Origin of the sequence: Caballeronia sp. LZ034LL, assembly GCF_031451215.1 — a bacterium.
Lineage (GTDB): Bacteria > Pseudomonadota > Gammaproteobacteria > Burkholderiales > Burkholderiaceae > Caballeronia.
This window is the reverse complement of the sequence record NZ_JARUXR010000004.1, coordinates 1,406,572-1,426,693: the sequence shown is the minus strand read 5'-3', so window position 1 is coordinate 1,426,693 and position 20,122 is coordinate 1,406,572. Positions and strand designations below refer to the sequence as shown.

Here is a 20,122-nt window from a genome sequence, read left to right as displayed (position 1 = left end):
GCACGGTCCGCGTATCACTGGGATGGATCGGACTCTGGCGCGCGTTGCGGGGACATCGTGCCGGGATCGGGCGGCAGCGCGGTCAGGAGACGCGGCCCCTGGTGGGCGCCTGCCATCCATACCGCCTGCCAGTCCGCCTCGCCGGTGGGCTCGGCCAACAGCACGACGATGCTGTGTGCGGCCACCTCCATTTCGCTGCCGACGAGCGGCCGCGTGATCGCGTCAGGTTCCGCGCTATCAAGGAGCACATTCCATTCCAAGTGCGGCGCGGGCGGAGTGAAAGTGAGCGGTTGGGCCGATGCATTGAACATCAGCAGCAGCACGTCGATCTCGCCGTCGATGCCCGGCCCGGCGCGCCGCAGCGTGAGCGCGCGTCCCTCGGGATCCTGCCACGCCTCGATGGCAAGCGCGTTGCCGCGTTCGTCGAACCAGCTGACGTCGTACAGACCCGGGAGCACCTCGCGATCGCCGTAGAGAAAGCGCGTTTCGCGCAGGACCGGGTAGTTTTTTCGCAGTGCAATAACGCGCGCGACGAACTCCGTCATCACGACGCCTTCCGGTCGAGCCGCCGCTTCCCAGTCGATCCAGGAGATCTCGTTGTCCTGGCAGTAGGCGTTGTTGTTGCCGCGCTGGGTGCGGCCGAATTCGTCGCCGCCGAGCATCATCGGCGTGCCGAGCGAGAGTAGGGTCGTCGCGATCATCGAGCGCGCGAGACGGGCGCGGACATCGAGCAGGGCGGGGTCGTCGCTCGCGCCTTCCACGCCCCAGTTCGCGCTGCAGTTCTCGTTGTGGCCGTCGTTGTTGCCTTCCTGGTTGGCCTCGTTGTGCTTGTGCGAGTAGGCGGTGACATCGGCGAGCGTGAAGCCGTCGTGCGACGCCACGAAGTTGACCGATGCCCACGGCTTGCGAAAGCGCCGGTTGAACAGTTCCGCCGATCCCGTGAGCCGCGCGGCGAGATCCGGGCGCATGCCGGCGTCGCCGCGCCAGAAGCGGCGCACGCCGTCGCGATACTTGTCGTTCCACTCCGCGAAACCGGGCGGATGATTGCCGACCTGATAACCGTCCGGTCCGATGTCCCATGGCTCGGAGATCAGCTTGCGGGTGGAGAGGATCGGGTCCTGGCGGATGGCGTCGAAGAAACCCGAGCCGGGATCGAAGCCATGGCCTTCGCGGCCGAGGGTGACGCCGAGATCGAAACGAAAGCCGTCAATGTTGAACGCCGTGCTCCAGTAGCGCAGCGAGTCCATGACCATCTGCAGCACGCGCGGATGCGACAGGTTCACGGTGTTGCCGCAGCCGGTCTCGTTGATGTAATGGCGTTCGTCGCCAGGAATCAGGCGGTAATAGCTGGCATTGTCGAGGCCGCGCCATGAGACGGTCGGGCCGAGTTCGTTGCCTTCGCAGGTGTGGTTGTAGACCACGTCGAGGATCACTTCGATGCCTGCCGCGTGCAACTGGCGCACGGCGATGCGCATCTCGTTGAGCCGGTGTGTCGACAGATACGACGGCTCGGGCGCGAAGAACGCCGCGGTGTTATAGCCCCAGTAGTTTTTGAGACCGCGTTCGACGAGAAAGCGGTCGTTGAGGAACGCGTGCACAGGCAGGAATTCGACGGCCGTGATGCCGAGCTTCTGCAGATGTTCGATGAACCATGGCGACGAGAGCGCTGCGAACGAACCGCGTTCGTGCTGGCGGATGTCGTCGCGGAGCATGGAGGTGCCGCGCACATGCGTTTCATAGACGATGGTTTCGCCCCAGGGCGTGTCGGGGCGGACGTCGCGTGACCAGTCGAAGGCGTCGTCGGTGACGATGCATTTGGGCATGGCGGGCGCGGAATCGCGGCGGTCCATCGACATGTCGAGCCGGTTGGAATGGACGCGATAACCGAACAGCGCGTCCGACCAGCGCCAGGGGCCGACGAGTTTCTTCGCGTAGGGATCGAGCAACAGCTTGTGGGGATTGAAGCGATGGCCCTGCTGCGGCTGATAGGGACCGTGGGCGCGGAAGCCGTAGACGGTGCCCGGGTGTGCGCCGGGGAGGTAGCCGTGCCAGACCTCGTCGGTGCATTCGGGCAGGTCGAAGCGCATGAGTTCCTTGCGGCCTGTGCTGTCGAAGAGGCACAGTTCGATGCGATGTGCGTTGGAGGAAAACACTGCGAAGTTCACGCCCAGTCCGTCCCAGTTGGCTCCCAGCGGATAGGGCGCGCCGGGGAGCAACTTGTCGGGGAGTGCATTTGCCATGGGGCTTGTCCTTTTGGTTGTCGTGCGGCTTTACAACTTGGCGTAACGAAAGGCAAAAAACGCGCCATAGCGATTTTCGCCTGAGCGGGAGAATTTGTCCGTTGGACGGGACACATTGAGGTCTGCCGTTTTTGTGCCGGCTCGCGACGTCATTGGACCTTTCTGGAAAGGCTCATGCCGAGTCGTGCGTTTCATGAAACAGCGCGCGCAACGACGCTAAAAATGTCATCCCGATCTGACGCGGTTGAATGCTGCGCGTAGATGACCTCTATCATGGCTCGTCGGATGCAGAGCCCTGCGGAGCCAACCCGATGCTGATCCTTTCCCCCGGGGCTGAAGCGGCCGTTTGCTTTCTACAAACATCGTTGAAATCGAGACTGATCCCTTTCGTCGCGGCGAGTGCGCCTCACCTCTTGCCGTGAAAGCCTGCTTACAGGAGTGGCCAGGTCATGCCAAGGTTTCAAGATCTGCTTCGCATCCCCGCAAAGACGTCCTCGAGCAAGTCACGCGCTTCGGAGCCGCGCATGCAATACCTCGATACGGGCCTTGCTCTGGACAACCAGAGTGAAGACGAGGACCCCGGCCTTCCCGTGTTCGACTATCCGGGCATCGTTCGTTGGCTGATCGGCTGGCCGGCATCGAAAATCGAAGAGACAGGCCACTTCGACATGGATTCCAAGCCAATCGTCCACCGGGCCTGGAACCTCAGTGAAGCCACGGCTCGTGAGATGCGGGCGGCCATCCGGATATCACGAGTCAACGCCATCACGATGACCACTCAGGCGCTGGAAGCGCTGGACGATCCCGCCGCATGCACGTTGCGAAATCGCCTCCTGGATATCTTCTTTGGAGATCACAGCGACTCCGCTGTTGCTCAACTCAGAACGCGGATCCGTACATCGAAGCTTGTGCTGGAAAGTCTCAGGCCATCGAAGGATATTCGCTATGAACAGCAGTTTGAAGACTCCATCATGTCGACGGTCGCATTGGGTGGCCGCCCATCTTGTTTCACGACGGGAGAAGGCGATGACCTGACGCTTCATCGTCGTCCGGTCGGGCTTTTCGGCGCTGCTTATCTGATGAAAGCCTATCAACACGGAATGGGAGCAGTGAATGCTGATTCCGCAGCGCATTTCGCTGATGGCTCGGGTGCCACATTGATTCATGAGAGCGTACACGCAACGGATGAGTGCCGTTTCGAGGTATATCAAGCAATGAATCGTGAGGGACGCACGGTACTTGGGCTGGTCCTGTTAGCGGCGCACGAGATAAGAAGCAAGGGTTCCAGAAGAGTCAGCGCGGATTTGCTCAGGCAGACCTTGTTCGTGTATATGGCAACGCTGGAAAGCGAGGCTCACGGATTTAAAGGCGCGCCGAAGAAACAGGGGGACACCCTTCTGAAAAGATTCGAGGCTATCTGGGCAAATCCCGTCCGACGACGTGCGCTGCTCAGCGATATGCTGACTCAACATTCGCCGTACATGGTTGAAAACGCGGAATCTTTCATGTGCGTGGTAGAGGGCCTGTCGATGTTGAGTCGCGATCCCGGAGCCCTCGACCGCTTCTTCGCCGACTACAACAGGTATCTGTCCGATCCCTTTGGAAATCTGTTCTGGCAGCATTTCCAGAACGAAGATGGTGAGGGCATGCGTGCATGATCGCATCGAGTTGTGCATTGACGAGATCGAGCGTGATCGCGTGCATACTGACCGAATTTGCATCGCGCATCTGAAGAATCTTTGGTGGAACTAGCGCGCTCGAAGAAATGACGCTCCGCCTGCAAACAAAAATTACCGCTCTTCCGTGAGAAGCGCGTGCCGAATGAATGCGACAGGGCTACATTGGCAATCCCGAACCACGTAGGAATGCCGACGCCGATACCAGTCCCGAAAGGGGCCGACTCGCTCCCTGCGCCGTACTGACCGACACAGCCCGCTTCAAGCCATGCCCAATCATGTGAAAGCGCTTGCGATCCAAAAGACCGTTTCCAGGCCACGACAAAAAGCTTCCAGTGAACTCAAGCGGTGGTCGCAGCATGCTCAAGCGCTGCATCAGATCGACGAGGATGAAGATGCCGTGTCCTGGCGTCGTCCGGCGGAATATCAGCGCGACGACGGACAAGGGCGCCTGCCGCCGTCCGCTTCCGGAACGTTCGAACTTAAACCCTCCGCGACCTTCTTTGGCGTTCAGGAGTTGATCGAGGACGACGACACGCGCTATTTCATCACGATGAGCGGGAAACTCCGCGAGGTGGAGTATGTGAGCGAAACCGGATGGTTCAGGCTGTCCGATCCCGCCGCTCAGGCGAGGAACCGCGCCACGGTGTTCTGGCGCGGATCGGGCTGGGCGTTGAGTCCCGGCTGGCGTATCAAGGGTTGGCAATACGACTCGAAGCCTTTTGGCTTTCGGGACCCGGATGTTCCGGAAGCACGCGCTCGCGAGATGCGCTCGGATCTGCGCAAGGCGCGGGATGCCGCAGCGCGGTCGACAAGCCAGGCACTGGAGGCGCTCGACGCTCCGGCGCTGAGCGGGGCAAGCAAGCGCTTGCTGAACCTGTTCTTCGGCGGCAGTTCTGAAGCGCTCGTTCGTGAACTCGGACGGCGGATACGTGTGTCGCAGCGCGTCCTCGAGAGCATTCGTCCGTCGTTGGAGATCCGCTATCGTGCCGCCGAAGGGAGGGCATTCATGTCCACGGTCTATGGCGGCCGTCCTCCGCGTTTCACGTCGGGCTCAGGAAGCAGCCTGCATTTGCATCGCAGTGAGGGTGACGCCGGGAGGGGGCCGTACCTGATGTATGCGTACGACGCCGGCATGCAGGATTTGCAACAACAGGAAGGGGCGAATTACGCTGATGCGATGCGCGAGACGCTGCTGCACGAGAGCTTCCATGTCACCAATCCCATCGAGTTCGATATTTACGAAGACAGGGTGGATGGAAAGCCGGACGTCGCGCAACTGATCACGCACGCCGCGCATGAAGTCCTGACGAAAGGTGCGGAAAATGTGCACGAGTTGCTTTTGAAGAAGACCTTGCTCATGCATCGGACGAAGAACTCTATCCACGAACCTGTGCCGACCTTTCTGGCCGAAGACGATGGACTGGATGAAGCGCGGCTTGAACAGGTGTGGTCGAATGAATCGGAGCGCGGGGCCCTGCTGGCCGACATACTGGACAACTTTGCTCCCTATATGTTCGATAACCCCGACTCCTTCATGCGCGTGGTGGACGGGTTGGCGATGCTGCACAGGAACCCGGCCGCGCTCGATGACTTCTTCGCAGATTACGAAGCGTTCCTGCAGGACGATCGGCTGGTTCTCGACTGGAAGCGAGGCTAGCGCCTGGCAAAGAGCCGCGTGCCAGCCATGAAGCGGCCGGCACGCGGAAGTATGGCTGCACCGTAAGACTCTCAATCCGCTCTCAACACCACCGTCGCCAACGGCGGCAACGTCAACGCCGCTGACTGCCCCTTCCCATGACTCGGATAGTCATCCGTATGAATGACTCCGCCATTGCCCATGTTCGATCCGCCGTACACGGAGGCGTCAGAATTGAAAACTTCACTCCAGCGCCCGGCCCGCGGCATGCCGATCCGATAAGCCAGCCTCGGCACCGGCGTCATGTTGCAAACCACAACCAGATCACGCCCTTCGGCATCCGTCCGCCGATACGCATACACACTATTCCCGTTGTCATCCCCGACGATCCATTCAAACCCGCGCGGATCGCTATCCAGCTTGTGCAACGCCGGTTCGCCGGTATAAAGCAGATTCAAATCACGCACGCACTTCTGCAACCCGCCATGCAGCGCATCGTCCAGCAGATGCCAATGCGGTGATTCATCGTGATTGAACTCCGCAACCTGCCCGAACTCGCCGCCCATGAACAGAAGCTTCTTCCCCGGATGCGTCCACATGAAGCCGAAGTAAGCCCGCAAATTGGCGAACTTCTGCCACCGGTCCCCCGGCATCTTGCCGATCAGCGAGCCCTTCCCATGCACCACCTCATCGTGCGACAAGGGCAGCACAAAGCGCTCGGAATACGCATACACCATCCCGAACGTATAGAGATGATGGTGATACTGGCGATAAACCGGGTCTTCCTCCATGTAATGCAGCGTGTCGTGCATCCACCCCATGTTCCACTTGAAGTCGAAACCCAGTCCGCCGCTTTCCACGCTCGCCGTCACGCCAGGCCAGGCCGTCGATTCCTCCGCCACCGTGATCGCGCCCGGAATCTGCCGCACTTCATGATTGAGGCGCTTGAGAAACGCAATGGATTCGAGATTCTCGCGCCCGCCATAAATGTTAGGCACCCATTCACCCGCCTTGCGCGAATAGTCGCGATACAGCATCGACGCCACCGCGTCCACACGCAGCCCATCGACGTGATAACGCTTCAGCCACGCCAGACCCGATGCAATCAGGAACGCGCTCACCTCGTTGCGTCCGAGGTTGTAGATCATCGTGTTCCAGTCCTGGTGATAGCCCTCGCGCGGATCCGCATGCTCATAAAGCGGCGTGCCGTCGAATTGCACCAGTCCATGCGCATCGTTCGGGAAGTGTGCAGGCACCCAGTCGATGATGACGCCCAGTCCCGCCTCGTGCGCCCGGTTCACGAACTCGGCAAACTGCTCCGGCGTGCCGAAGCGCGCGGACGGCGCGAACTGCCCGAGCGGCTGATAACCCCATGAACCGCCAAAAGGATGCTCGGCGATCGGCATGAATTCGAGGTGCGTGAAGCCCATGCCCTTCGCATAAGGAATCAGGCGCTCTGCCAGTTCATGCCAGTTCATGCCGCGATTGGCTTCCTCCGGCACGCGCAGCCACGATTCGGCATGCGCCTCGTAAATGGCGATCGGCGATTGCGCCGTCTGCTTGCCGCCGCGTGAGGCCATCCAGTCGGAATCGGTCCACGCGTAATGATCGATAGCGTCAGCATCCGCGACCACTGAAGCCGTCGAAGGCGGCTTCTCGCTCTGCATCGCGCACGGGTCGGCCTTGAGCGGCAGCGTATGGCCATCGCGCGTGACGATCTCGTACTTGTAGCGCGTGCCCGCACCGATGCCCGGAATGAACAACTCCCACACGCCCGAGCCGTGACGCAGGCGCATCGGATGACGACGGCCGTCCCACGTGTTGAAGTCGCCGACCACCGACACACGCCGCGCATTCGGCGCCCATACGGCGAAGCGCGCGCCCGCCACGTTGCCATGCGTGACCGGCCGTGAGCCCAGGCATTCGAGCACCGCATAGGGATCGGCATGCGAGAGACGCGTCAGCGACTCATCGGAGAGCACGGGACCGAACGAATACGTGTCGTGCGTTTCCTGTGGCGTGCCGTGCCAGTCGATCTTCAACCGATAAGTTGCAGGCCTCTCGACGAAGCCCGCATACAGCCCCGCGTCGTGAATGCGTGTCAGCGCGCCGAGATGCTCGCCGCTCGCCGCATCGATGACGCTTGCGCCGGATGCGCCCGGCAAGTAGGCGCGCACAACGTGGCCGACATCCGTCTGATGCATGCCGAGCATCGAGAACGGGTCGGGATGGCGCGCGTCGACGAGCGCATCGATATCGAGCGGATTGAGGCCGTGCGCCGGATTCCTGGTTTCCGCCGGATCGCTACGATTGTTCATGGTGGGTTCCATCCGGATTGTCCTTGGTTGCTCCGTACACAGGTCGCGTGCCGGGGGCGGGCGGCTCGCCCGTGTCGCCCAGCAGGCGGCTCGCGAGCGACGCGAGACCCCGCAACGGAAGGCCGATCCAGGTCGGCCGGTTCGCTGCTTCGTAGCGGATTTCGTAAGCGGCCTTCTCGATCAGGAAAAGATCGAGCAAGGGCTCGAACACATCTTCAGCCGCAATCTGTTCAGGCGACGCGGCGATGGCTGCCGTGTACTCGCGCAAGAAGCTTTCCTCGGCAATCGTCCGCAGCCGTTCGAACAGCGCGCGCTTGCGGTCGGCGGTCAGCGCGGGCGCCACTTCAGTGGTCGACTGCGCCGCGGCGCTCGCATACGACAACGAACGCAGCAGGCCTGCGACATCGCGCAGCGGGCTCGTCTTCCTGCGGCGCTCGTCCAGCGCGCGCGCCGGTTCGCCTTCGAAGTCGATCAGATACGCATCGCCCTGCGCCATCAGCACCTGACCCAGATGGAAGTCGCCGTGGATCCGAATGCACAAGGCATCGGCGGAAGGCGCAACCAGCTTCTTCACGGCTTCGACCAGCATGTCGCGCCGGTCCAGCAGGCTCTGTGCAAGGAACTTGTCGTGTTCGTTGAACTCGCCGATCTTCTGCGCCACGATATCCAGCGCCGATTCGAGCAGCTTCAGCGTGCTGTCCATCCAGTTCTTCACGTCTTCCTTGCTGGCGCGCTGCGGCGCGAACGCGGCGTCATCCGTGGGGCTCGCGAGCGCGACGTGCAATTCGCCCAGACGCTTGCCGATCACGCCCGCAATGTTCGCGTAGCCCGTGAAGCCCTCGGCCTGTGCATCGCGTTCCTGCGTGTTCTCCTCGGCTTCGACGACCACCGCCAGTTCATCGACCGTGCGGCGCAGATAGTCGAGCGCGTAGTTCCACGCATCGCCCTGGTTGTCGATGTAGCCCTGCAGGATCACGAGCGTATGCGGCACGCCTTCCGGATCGACGCGCACCACTTCGCCATACAGCGGACCGGTATTCGCATAGCCGAGGCTCGTCAGGTAGCGGCTCATCTCCGCTTCCGGATGAATGCCGCCTACCACGCGCCGCACGAGCTTGAGCACGACGGTATCAGCGATCACGAGCGAGCTGTTGCTCTGCTCGGCCGCGAGCCAGCGGATTTCCGGCGGCTGGGCCGGATTGAAGTCGAGCTGGTCGAGACGTTCCGTCGGCAGGAAGCGGATTTCGCTCTTCTGCACGGTCGGCACAGCCGCGCGCTCCTTGAGCTTGCGCAGCACGCCGTAGGCGAATTGCGGCACCGCAAACGCGTCGGTCAGATGCCCGATGTTGCGGTTGCGGCGCACACGCGCCAGCGCCAGCTGCATGTACAGCGGCGAGGTGGTCTCCGTGCCCCATGCAATCGACAGCGGCAGCACGTAACGCTCGCAATGGTCGCCGACATCGGCTTCGATCTCGGTGAACGCGAAGCCCGCGTTCTCGATCGTCGTCAGCGCGGCGAGGCGCACCGCATGCAGCTTCTGATCCTTCGATGCAAACCAGCGGCGCTTGCTCAAGTAGTTCGGCAGCACTTCGGATTCGAGCAGGCGCACGTTCTCGGGCGTCGGTCCGGTCTGGCCGGCGCGGATCACCATCGTGACGAATTCCGGCAACTGCTCGGACGGCGCCTGCGCCCACGCGGGGCGCATGTTGCCCGGGCACAGCTGGAACCACAGGAAGCCATACGGCGGGAACGTCAGCAGATAGGTCAGCTGGCCGATCGGCGGGAACGGCGAGTCGGCGGTCATTTCCAGCGGCACCGAGCCGGCGAACTCCGACAGGTCCAATTCCACCGCCTGCGGCGCGCGCGACAGGTTCGCCACGCACAGGATGGGCGGCTCGCCTTCGAGTTCGCGCACGTAAGCGAGAATCTTGCGGTTCGCGGGCCGCAGGAAGCGGATCGTGCCGCGCCCGAACGCATGCTTCGAGCGCCGCACCGCGAGCATCTTGCGCGTCCAGTTCAGCAGCGAATGCGGATCGCGGCTCTGCGATTCCACATTGACCGCGTCATAGCCATACAGCGAGCCCATCACGGGCGGCAGCACCAGTTGCTCGGGATCGGCACGCGAGAAACCGCCATTGCGGTCCGACGACCATTGCATCGGCGTGCGCACGCCGTCGCGGTCGCCGAGGTGGATGTTATCGCCCATGCCGAGCTCGTCGCCGTAATAGATGACCGGCGTGCCCGGCATCGAAAGCAGCAGCGAGTTGATCAGTTCGATGCGCCGGCGGTCGCGTTCCATCAGCGGCGCGAGCCGCCGGCGAATGCCGAGGTTCAGGCGCGCGCGGCGGTCACTCGCGTAGGTGTTCCACAGATAATCGCGCTCGGAGTCCGTGACCATTTCGAGCGTGAGTTCATCGTGATTGCGCAGGAAGATCGCCCATTGATTCGTTTCGGCGAGATCCGGCGTCTGCCGCATGATGTCGGTGATCGGGAAGCGGTCTTCGCTCGCAATCGACATGTAAATGCGCGGCATCAGCGGGAAGTGGAACGCCATGTGGCATTCGTCTTCGTCGCCGAAATATTCCTTCACGTCCTCCGGCCACTGGTTCGCCTCCGCGAGCAGCATGCGGTTCGGATACTCGGCGTCGATGGTCGCGCGGATCTTCTTCAGGATGTCATGCGTTTCCGGCAGATTTTCGTTGTTCGTGCCTTCGCGTTCGACCAGATACGGTACCGCGTCCAGCCGCAGACCGTCGATGCCCATGTCCAGCCAGAAGCGCATCACCGACAGCACTTCCTTCAGGACCGCGGGATTGTCGAAGTTCAGGTCCGGCTGGTGCGCATAGAAGCGGTGCCAGTAGTACTGGCCCGCGACCGGATCATGCGTCCAGTTGGACGGCTCCGAATCGATGAAGATGATGCGCGTCTCTTCGTATTTCTTGTCCGTGTCGGACCATACGTAGTAGTTGCGGTGCGCCGAGCCGGGCTTCGCATGGCGGGCGCGCTGGAACCACGGATGCTGGTCCGACGTGTGGTTGATGACCAGTTCGGTAATCACGCGAATGCCGCGCGCGTGCGCTTCCTGGATGAAGCGCTTGACGTCCGCAATCGTGCCGTAGTCGGGATGCACGTTGCGGTAGTCGGCGATGTCGTAGCCATCGTCGCGACGCGGCGACGGATAGAACGGCAGCAGCCAGATCGCATCGACGCCCAGCTCCGCGATGTAGTCGAGCTTCGCGAGCAGGCCGGGAAAATCGCCGATGCCGTCGTTGTTCGCATCGAAGAATGACTTGATGTGAACCTGGTAGATGATCGCGTCCTTGTACCAGAGCGGATCGTCGCTGAGAATCGACGCCTTCTTGTTGCGCTTCACCCTTGTATCCACGGTTTCGCTCCAATGTCCTGTCGGGCTCGCCGATGGCGGTTCGCCCCTGTTCTGGTGTGCTCTCGTTCGCCGCTGCTTTTTTATGCTTTATGGGTTCATGCCGCCGTGTCCGGCTGAGGCTTCGGCAAGCCCCAGGGCGGCGCGATGCGCCAGATCGCGAACGGCAGCGAATGCGGATTGAGCCGCACGTGCTGACGCCGTCCGCGCCATTCGAATCGGTCGCCCGTCACCTGGTCTTCGACGCTCACCGCATCCCATTCGTGCACGCCCCAGGCTTCGAGGGTCTGCCACGGCAGTTCGATATCCGCACCCTGTTCGTTGAACGGATCGAGATTGATCGCGACCAGCACGACGTTGTCGCGCGCGGCGTTCGCCTTCTCGAAGAACAGGATGTGGTCGTTATGCGCGGGCAGGAAGTTGATGCCGAGATGCGACTGCAATGCCGGGTTCGCGCGGCGGATGCGGTTCAGCGCCGTGATCTCGGTGACGATGTTGCCGGGCCGGTTCCAGTCCCATGCGCGCAGTTCGTACTTCTCGGAGTTCAGATACTCCTCGCTGTTCGGCAGCGCGGCGGACTCGCACAGTTCGAAGCCGCTGTACACGCCCCACAGGCCGGAAAGCGTCGCGGCGAGCGCCGCGCGGATCACGAAGCCCGGCCGTCCCGAGCTCTGCAGGAAGCGCGGATTGATGTCCGGCGTATTCACGAAGAAGTTCGGACGGAAGAATTCCTTCGCGTCGGTCTGCGTGAGATCGTGCATGTACTCGATGAAATCGCGCTTGCTCTCGCGCCACGTGAAGTACGTGTACGACTGCGAGAAGCCGAGCTTTGCCAGCCGGTTCATCACGCGCGGCCGCGTGAACGCTTCGGCGAGGAAGATCACGTCGGGATGGCGCGCGCGCACGTCGCTGATGACCCATTCCCAGAACGGGAAGGGCTTGGTGTGCGGGTTGTCGATGCGGAAAATGCGCACGCCCGCATCGATCCAGTGCAGGAACACGTCGCGCAGCGACGTCCACAGTTCAGGCTTTGCGTCCTGCGCATAGAAGTCCGGGTTGACGATGTCCTGATACTTCTTCGGCGGGTTTTCCGCGTAACGCAGCGTGCCGTCCGGACGCCATGCGAACCACGTCGGATGGTCCTTGAGCCACGGGTGATCCGGCGAGCATTGCACCGCGAAGTCGAGCGCGATCTCCAGACCATGTTCATGCGCGGCTTCGAGCATGCGCTTGAAGTCATCGAGATTGCCGAGTTCGGGATGCACCGCCGTATGGCCGCCTTCCTTGCCGCCGATGGCATACGGACTGCCCACGTCGCCCGGCTGGGCGGTCAGCGTGTTGTTCTTGCCCTTGCGGTTCGCCACGCCGATTGGATGGATCGGCGGAAAGTACAGCACGTCGAAGCCCATCTCGCGGATGCGCGGCAACTTGCCGATCACGTCGATGAACGTGCCGTGACGGTTCACGTCGTCGCTCATCGAACGCGGGAAGATCTCGTACCAGCTCGCGAAGCGCGCGGCGGCGCGTTCGGCGTCCACGCGGTACACCACCGGATCGCGCGACAGGAACGGCCGGTGCCGCGCCGCCGCCACCGCTTTCGCGGTCGCGGGCGCCAGCACCAGTTCCAGCTTGCGCTCGGCGTTGGCCTTGGTGAATTCCTTGACGATGGCGTCGAGCGAGGCGCTGTCGGAATCGGTGTCGCCGGCGGTCTTGACTTCAGCGAGGATCAGCGCGAACAGATGCTTCGCTTCCTCCACTTCCAGTTCTACCGTCTGCCCGGCCTTAAGCTTCTTCTGCATGTGATCGACCAGCGACGCATAGTCGTCGCGCCACGCCAGGACGACGAACTCATGACGGCCCACGCGTTCCAGCGGAATGCGCGCGCTCCACAGGTCGAGGCCGGCAGGCTGCACGGCGGTCATCGGCGCTTCGTGCCAGTCGGTTTCATCGGCGGCGCGCCATTGCACCGCGGCGGCGATCTTGTCGTGACCTTCGGCGAAGATCGCGGCCTGCACTTCCAGCGCCTCGCCGACGATGCGTTTCGCCGGGAAGCGTCCGTGATCCACCGAAGGCGTGACGCTTTCGATCGACACGCGCGGCGCCGCGATCGCCTCGGCGACCGATTTCTTGTCGGCGGCCTTCGCGCCGCGCTTGACCTGCGGCTGCGCGAGCAGGATGAACGGCTCGGCTTCCGCGCGGAACAGGCGCACTTCGCCCGCATGCAGCGTGAACGGCGCGAGCCGTTGGGCCTGGCCGAGGGTGTCGTCGATGGGGGCGAAACGCGTGTAGTTGCCCGGAACAGATTCGAGCAGATGCAGCGTATCCACATGCACCGGCGCGACGAGATCCGGATTGAACACCGCCAGCACGGCGCCTTCGCTGCGCCGCAGATCGCCGCCGTCGGCGCGGATCAGCGCGGCGTAGGGCGTGCCCGCGCCGGTCAGCGAGCGCAGTTCGCCGACGCTCGACAGCGTCGCCACATTGCGTTGCAGATCATTGGCGCGGCGGATGCGCGCCGTCAGGTCGATGCGCTTCTCGCTCGTCGCGCGCGCGTATTCGGCCGCGACGCCGTATTGCGGCGACAGCGGCAGGCCAATGCCGTATTCGAAGCCCATCGGCACCATCCAGCCGGTGCCGAGCGCGGCGGCGGTGTCGAGCACGCGCGTATAGGCACGTTCGAGCAGCGCAGTGTCGCTGGTATCGGTCAGGTCGCCGATGAAGCGCGTGCCGAACGGATCTTCCGGAAACGCCACCGGCGACGCAATGCGCGCCAGCGCCGCGTGCTCGTCGCACAGCCAGGCGCTCTTGAAGTCCCACCAGCGGGTGGAGGTGAAGACGGCGTCGAAGGCGGCGTCGGAGAGGCCGTGCAGGTCGTGACGCGTGACGCCGACCGTCCACGCGAGCCAGCGCGACTCCGGATGCTTCTCGCGCACCGCCGCGCCGAGGCGCCGCCACACGTGTGCGGGCACCGCGTGCGGCGAATCGAAACGAAAGCCGCCGACGCCCGCATCGGACATCTGGTTCAGCTCGCGCGCCCACCATTCGGTCAGGCGGTCCGCGGCTTCACCGTTCGTGAAGTCGGCCCAGGCGACATCGCGCTTGCGCGGCGGCATGCGCGGGTCGAGGCGCGCATCGGCGCTTTCGAACGGCTGGAACCAGTGCTTGTTGTCCTGATACAGGCCGCCTTCGGCGCTGACGCGGTCGATCACGATATCGACCAGAAGCGTGAGTTCGTGCTTCTTCGCGGCGGCGGCGAGCTGGCCCAGGCCTTCGGCGGCGCTGCCGTCGAACTCGAATACGGGATGCAGGCGGTGATGATCGGCGACGGCCTCGCGATGCCCGTTGCTGCCGGGCACGAACGGCGAGCCGATCAGGACGTGATCGAAGCCCAGCGAGGCCGCGTGCTCGAACTGGGCTGCCCAGTTCGCAAGAGGTCCGACGAGCAGGGGATCGATGAAGTAGATACGCGGCGCGTACGCATGATGAGCTTGATGGTTTTCCATCGTTCGTATTTTCCAGAGTCGTCCTGCGGTGGCGGGGATGCGGACTTCGATCGCGATCGCGCTCACGGGCCAGCTCAAGGGCCAAACGGCTGAAGAGCCGGTCCGCACGTTCCGGCGCATGGCGCACTGCTGCTCGCGTGCGGGCGACAGGCGCGCAACCGGTCGGGTGTCGACGTCGGCCTGTTCGCCCTGCTTGCGTCACGCGGTACACGGTGCGCCGGGCGCAATTCGCGCTCGCGGCGCGCCACGCGTTCCCGGCAGTCGATCCCGACGGATGCCCCAGGAACATCGCACGGGGAGGGAGCACGTTGCGTGCCGCGCCCGGCACGCCGGCCGGGTCAGCTCTGCATCAGGGCACTACTATGGAGCAAGTAAAGGCGTCGCGCTCACGCACTGCGCGCGACCAGCGTTTTGTCGGTTTTGAGTGCATGCGCGTCCTGCACCGGTACGGACACCGGCACGTTCACGGCCTCGGCGGCACGACGCGGCCGCAGGGCCGTTCGGCTCGGCCGGGCATCGCTCACGCCGGCGTACAGTGCGACCATCTTCGTGACGGCTTCGTTCCATCCGAAATCGCATGACATCGCGTTGCGCTGCAGCGCGCGCCACACCTGCGGACGCATGTAGGCGTCGAGCGCGCGGGCGGCGGCGTGGAGAATGTCGTCGGCATGTTCGCCGTCGAAGAGGAAGCCCGTGGACGCAGCAGCGGCCCGCTGCACGGGGGCGTGCGCGACGGGCTGGTCGTGCGTGCCGTCGCGCAGATACACGGACGGACGCAGCACGTTGGAGGCGATGACATCGGCGTTCTGCGCTGCATCGACGATCGTGTCGGCGAGACCGCCCACGCGCGATGCGATCGGCAGCGTGCCGTAGCGCATCGCATACATCTGCGTCAGTCCGCACGGCTCGAAACGGCTGCCATGCAGCAGGATGTCGGCGCCGGCATGCAGCAAGTGCGCGCGCCGTTCGTCATAACCGATCGTCACGCCGACGCGATCCGGCCATTCCTGCGCCAGCTTGCGAAAGCCTGCTTCGATATGCGCTTCGCCCTTGCCGATCACGGCCAGTTGCAGACGCGGATGCTGCGCCAGCAGACGCGGCAGCGCTTCGAGCACGACATCGGCGAGCTTCTGGCTGGTCATGCGGCTGCCGATGGCCATCACCGGCGCGAACGGATCGACGGGCAGGCCGAACTTGCGTTGCAGCGCGCGCTTGCAGGCATGCTTGCCGCGCATGTCGTCGAAGGAATAGTTGCGCTCGATGGTCGGATCCGTGGCGGGATTCCACACGTCTTCGTCGATGCCGTTCACCACGCCCGACAGCTTGTCCGCGCAGCTTTGCAGCACGCCTTCCATCAGATGACCAAAGCGCGGCGTCAGGATTTCGCGCGCATAGGTTTCGGAGACGGTCGTCACGCGATCGGCGTGGACGATGCCCGCTTTCATCAGACTCAACGCGCCATAGAACTCGATGCTCTGCGGATCGCTCAGTGCGTGTACGAGCCACTTCTCCGGCACGCCGAGCGACGCACCAAGCGAGAGCGCATAGTTGCCCTGGAATGCGAGGTTGTGGATCGTGAAAACGCTCTTTGCGTGCACGCCCGCCGCCTTCATCAGCAGCGGCGTGAGGCCGGTGTGCCAGTCATGCGCATGCACGATGTCCGGACGCTTTACATTCCGCACGCCTTGTGCAATCCGCACGGCTGCCGCCGAGAGCGTCGCGAAGCGCACGGCGTTGTCCGTGTAGTCGCGACCCTGAGCGTCCTGGTAGAGGCCGGTGCGCGCGTACAGTTTGTCGCAGCGCAGCAGAAGCACGGGCACGCCGGTGCCGGGCATGCGGCCTCGCAGCAAGTCGGCGTCGCCGCCGGGCAGGCCGGCAAGCGTGCCGACCTTGGTGAGCCCTTCGGCCTGCGCCACCGCGTTCGGATAAGCGGGCAGCAGGATCGTGGCATCAACGCCGGCCTGGCGCAGCGCGGCGGCATAGGCGCTGACCATGTCGCCGAGTCCGCCGGTCTTGGCGAGCGGGACGGCTTCAGAGGCGACCAGCAGAACGTTCAAAGGCAAAATGGGCTCCAGAGCGAGAGGCACGCACGGTCGAGGCGCCGCGTCGGCGAGTGCTGATCGGGACATGCGTAGGGGAATGGCTGGCGCAATGCAGCAATCGCTGTGCCACCGTCGCCTGAGCTATGTGCGGTGCAGCACGGCGTCGTCCGCCTTTCGTTCGACAAGAGCGTGCGACCGCGCTTATCCGGTGCGGCGCGCAACGGCGTCGGCGGCGCGTGTAAAACTGACAGCGGCGCGCGCCGCGTTTTTACACGCGTGTTCAATGAGTGTGGAGATGCCGCGTGACAGCGGCGTGATGAGGCGCTGCGTTCTGCCTTCAGCTGCCTTCAGCCGCCGACCAGGCTCGCCGCGATGTTGATCGAGAGCCCCAGCACCGCGAGATTGAAGAAGAACGACAGCACCGACTGGGCGAGCGCGCTGCGGCGCGCGGCGGTCGAGCCAAGCGCGATATCGGCGGTCTGCGAGGCGACCGCAATGGTGAAGGAGAAGTACAGGAAGTCCCAGTAGCCGGGCTTCAGATGCTTGTCGGGGAAGCGCAGCGCGGGTTCGTTGTCGGGCGACTGATAATAGTGCCGCGCGTAATGCAGGGTGAACATCGTCGGGATCAGGAACCAGGCGCCGAGCATGGTCGCGCCGGTCAGCAGGTAGTTCGGCACCGCCTTGACGCCGAGACTCTTCGCGGACGCCAGCTCGACGACGATCGCCACGATGCTCGCCAGCGCCGCCACGCTGACGATCATCAGCACCATCGCCGCGTTCTCGTCCTCGCGCTCGGCCAGCGCCTGGACGTCGCTCTGGCCAGCGGTGGCCATCTGCAGCCAGATCAGCACGAGATACAACCACACGGCCGTGTCCCAGCCGATCAGGGCGCGCGCGGTCGGACGGAAATGCGCGGGCACCAGCGCGGCGACCACGCAGCCGACCATCAGCCCGATCAACATCCGCGGACGGTTGCGCAGCACGGACGGGAGGAAGTTTTTTTGCTTGTTATTCGGCATGCACTAAGTCCAGACGGATGCGCGCGATGCCGGGATTATTGCCTATGCGCCTTTCAAACAGCGCAGCGCGTGCATGGCGTCACCCGTGCGTGCACCATTCGGCTCCGAAAGCGAGCCAGCCCGCACACGCTGTCATCCACCGGCGCTAAGATCGACGCATGAATGGTCCTACCTATCCTGTCGTCTGCCGACATCCCGCCAACGACGCGGGCCGCGATTTCGTGGTCGGCGACCTGCACGGCTGCGTCGATGCGCTGCGCTACCTGCTGCACGAGATCCACTTCGATGGCGCGCGGGACCGGCTGTTCTCCGTCGGCGATCTGGTCGATCGCGGCACGGACTCGCTCGCGGCGGTCGACCTGATCGACAAGCCGTGGTTCTATCCGGTGCTCGGCAATCACGAGGATTCGCTGATCGCCGTGGCCACCGGCGCGATGCGCAGACAGGCGTGGTATGCGATCGGCGGCGCCTGGGCCGAGACGCTCGCCGACGATCAGCTCGGTGAACTCGCGGTGCGGCTCGCAAAGCTGCCGCTGGTGCGCATCGTCGGCGAGGGCGCGCGGCGCTTCAACGTGCTGCATGCGGAATTCTTCGGCAGCGACGCCGATCTCGACACCGCCGATTATTCAGACGACGTCCGCAACCAGATGCTGTGGGGACGCGGTCTCGCGCTTGGTCAGGAGGACCCGGGGCAGCAGCGCGGGCTGTCGCCCACTTATTGCGGCCACACGCCGATGCGCGCCATCAAGCAGATCGGCTCGCAGATTTTCATCGACACGGGCGCGTTCGCGTCGGAAGGGCGGCTGACCATCGTGCAGGCCGGCACGGACGAACGCTGGTCGGTGAAGGAACGCTGGGCCGCCTCCGAAGGCGCCCGCACGCTCGCGCTGCCCTGACTCCGCGCGGCGGCCGATGCGCCCGGCACGGCGGTTGCTCGATGTCTTGCCATCAGTCGAACAAGAACCAGGCGAGGCATACGGTGGCGAGAATCGGACGAAACAGTGAAGCGGGCGGCGGCGCGAGCGACGTGCCGGCCGGCGGCGTGCAGGGTTGCCCGGAAGAACTGCCGCCGGGTCTGCGCTACATGGACGACTCCCGACGCGGCTATACGCGCGAATGGATCGACGGCGCATTCGTGTTCTTCAACACGCTGGGCAAGCGTATCGACGACGAAGCCGAGGTGCGCCGCATCAAGGCGCTTGCGATTCCGCCTGCCTATACCGATGTCTGGATCTGCCCCGATGCGCGCGGTCATTTGCAGGCCACCGGCCGCGATGCGCGCGGACGCAAGCAATACCGCTATCACCCGCAATGGCGCGAGACTCGCGACGCCACCAAATACGAGCGCATGCTGGCTTTCAGCGCGGTGCTGCCGAAGCTGCGGGCGCGCGTGACGCGCGATCTGTCGCTGGACGGCATGCCGCGCAACAAGGTGCTCGCGACGGTGGTGCGCTTGCTGGATACGACGCTGATCCGCGTCGGCAGCGAGGAATATGCGCGCGAGAACCGCTCGTACGGGCTGACGACGCTGCGCAAGCGGCATCTGAAGGTCTCGGCGGGCACGCTGCGCTTCCAGTTTCGCGGCAAGAGCGGCATCGAGCACGATGTCTCGGTGAGCGACGCGCGGGTGGCGCGCATCGTCAAGCGCTGCATGGATCTGCCGGGGCAGGACCTGTTCCAATATCTCGACGCCGACGGCGAGCGTCATTCGGTCAGCTCATCCGACATCAACGACTATCTGCACGAAATCACCGGCGCCGACTTCACCGCGAAGGACTATCGCACCTGGGCCGGCAGCGTGTTCGCGCTCGCGGCGCTGCGCAGGCTGAGGTGGGACACGGTGACGGAGGCGCGCAAGCATATCGTCGGGACGATCAAGGAAGTGTCCCAGCTGCTGCGCAATACGCCGGCGGTGTGCCGCAAGTGCTATGTGCATCCGGCCGTGATCGAGGCCTTCGAGGCCGGCGAACTCGCTGAATCGATGCCGGCGAGCCGCCGTCACGGACTCAAGACCGACGAAGCCGCGCTCGCGATCTTTCTGGAATTGGACGCGAAGCGCCGCGCCCGCGAAGCGGCGCGCAAGCATCGCAAGGGCGCCGAACCGAGCGACGCGCGTCTCACGAACCTGCTCGACGCGTCCAGCCGCAAGGCTCGCGCGGGCGCATTGAAGACGAGCGGCAAGCGCGCGGCGGCGCAGGCGCTGGAGCGCGTCGCGAAGAAGCCGGCGCCGAAGGCGGCGCGGCCGGCGTCTAAGAAGATCGCGCGGACACGTTCGTCCACGGCGTTGGCCATCCGCTGATGTG

10 protein-coding genes are annotated in these 20,122 nt (G+C 63.9%); 4 read left to right on the top strand and 6 right to left on the bottom strand.

Annotated elements, in window-relative coordinates:
• Window positions 1–14: 14 nt before the first annotated feature.
• Window positions 15–2,240: a glycogen debranching protein GlgX gene (glgX, locus tag QCE83_RS33885; protein ID WP_309821108.1), complete on the bottom strand. Its 2,226-nt coding sequence runs from the start codon at window positions 2,238–2,240 to the stop codon at window positions 15–17.
• Between the two features lie 524 nt (window positions 2,241–2,764).
• Between glgX and QCE83_RS33880 the strand changes: the two genes are divergently transcribed.
• Together QCE83_RS33880 and QCE83_RS33875 are read left to right on the top strand one after the other, a co-directional pair.
• A complete protein-coding gene (locus tag QCE83_RS33880; RefSeq protein ID WP_309821107.1) occupies window positions 2,765–3,898 on the top strand; it encodes a hypothetical protein in 1,134 nt (377 codons plus the stop codon).
• 286 nt (window positions 3,899–4,184) lie between these two features.
• Entirely contained in the window at window positions 4,185–5,576 is a 1,392-nt protein-coding gene (locus QCE83_RS33875) for a hypothetical protein (protein ID WP_309821106.1), read from the top strand.
• 71 nt (window positions 5,577–5,647) lie between these two features.
• Here the strand turns inward: QCE83_RS33875 and glgB are convergent, their stop codons facing one another.
• From glgB to QCE83_RS33850, 5 genes are all read right to left on the bottom strand, one after another.
• A complete protein-coding gene (gene glgB / locus QCE83_RS33870; protein ID WP_309821105.1) occupies window positions 5,648–7,873 on the bottom strand; it encodes a 1,4-alpha-glucan branching protein GlgB in 2,226 nt (741 codons plus the stop codon).
• A complete protein-coding gene (treS, locus tag QCE83_RS33865; protein ID WP_404986121.1) occupies window positions 7,860–11,258 on the bottom strand; it encodes a maltose alpha-D-glucosyltransferase in 3,399 nt (1,132 codons plus the stop codon). The genes glgB and treS overlap by 14 nt, the downstream gene beginning before the upstream one ends.
• Before the next feature lie 95 nt (window positions 11,259–11,353).
• Complete coding sequence (locus QCE83_RS33860; RefSeq protein ID WP_309821104.1) at window positions 11,354–14,758, bottom strand: maltotransferase domain-containing protein; 3,405 nt, start codon at window positions 14,756–14,758, stop codon at window positions 11,354–11,356.
• A gap of 386 nt (window positions 14,759–15,144) precedes the next feature.
• A complete protein-coding gene (gene glgA, locus QCE83_RS33855) occupies window positions 15,145–16,821 on the bottom strand; it encodes a glycogen synthase GlgA (protein WP_309821103.1) in 1,677 nt (558 codons plus the stop codon).
• A gap of 326 nt (window positions 16,822–17,147) precedes the next feature.
• Window positions 17,148–17,819 (bottom strand): DUF1345 domain-containing protein, encoded by a 672-nt coding sequence (locus QCE83_RS33850; RefSeq protein ID WP_309821102.1) that lies wholly within the window; start codon window positions 17,817–17,819, stop codon window positions 17,148–17,150.
• A 158-nt stretch (window positions 17,820–17,977) separates the two neighbouring features.
• Between QCE83_RS33850 and QCE83_RS33845 the strand changes: the two genes are divergently transcribed.
• Both QCE83_RS33845 and QCE83_RS33840 read left to right on the top strand, forming a co-directional pair.
• Window positions 17,978–18,715 carry a metallophosphoesterase gene (locus QCE83_RS33845; protein ID WP_309821101.1) on the top strand — a complete coding sequence of 246 codons (738 nt, stop codon included), beginning with the start codon at window positions 17,978–17,980 and terminating at the stop codon, window positions 18,713–18,715.
• A 41-nt stretch (window positions 18,716–18,756) separates the two neighbouring features.
• Window positions 18,757–20,118 (top strand): DNA topoisomerase IB, encoded by a 1,362-nt coding sequence (locus QCE83_RS33840; RefSeq protein ID WP_309821100.1) that lies wholly within the window; start codon window positions 18,757–18,759, stop codon window positions 20,116–20,118.
• Window positions 20,119–20,122: the final 4 nt, after the last annotated feature.